At 34.5% G+C, this 516-nt stretch carries 2 protein-coding genes; both read left to right on the top strand.

Going from position 1 to position 516, the window contains the following annotated elements; all coding sequences use genetic code 11:
* On the top strand, positions 1 to 194 hold a 194-nt coding region (locus AB4496_RS24005; RefSeq protein WP_372132271.1), incomplete at its 5' end, for a hypothetical protein.
* A 1-nt stretch (position 195) separates the two neighbouring features.
* A partial coding sequence (gene rfbC / locus AB4496_RS24000) for a dTDP-4-dehydrorhamnose 3,5-epimerase (RefSeq protein ID WP_372132268.1) occupies positions 196 to 516 on the top strand: 321 nt, incomplete at its 3' end.

Below are 516 nucleotides of genomic sequence, written 5' to 3'. Positions count from 1 at the left end.
GTTATGTGTGGCATGAATCCAATGAGGATGGATACTATCAGTGCAAGAAAGCTAACTTTAACTTAAATGATGATTATGATTTTGTTATTGATGACACTAATGATAATAAATTTAAGGTTGGATACAAAGAATATAAGGGTAGTATTATTAACAGTGACGCAGTAACAGTTTATTATAAATCATTGGTAGAATAAAATGAAAGTAATTAATACAATTATTCGCGATGTAAAAATTATAGAGCCGAGTGTGTTTGGTGATGAGCGTGGTTTCTTTATGGAGACTTGGAGCCAAGATAAATTTGAAAAGCTCGTAACCGGTAAAGCAACGTCATTTGTTCAAGATAACCACTCCAAATCTAAAAAAGGTATTTTACGTGGCTTACATTACCAAACCCAAAATACCCAAGGAAAGCTAGTTCGAGTTGTGTCCGGTGAGGTATTTGATGTGGCTGTTGATATTAGAAAAGACTCACCGACTTTTGGACAATGGGTGGGGGAATTATTATCTGCTGAAAAT

Source organism: Vibrio sp. 10N.222.46.A1, from assembly GCF_041473595.1.
Lineage (GTDB): Bacteria > Pseudomonadota > Gammaproteobacteria > Enterobacterales > Vibrionaceae > Vibrio > Vibrio tasmaniensis_A.
Note: the sequence above shows the minus strand (reverse complement) of the source record. Positions and strands in the feature narration are given on the sequence as shown.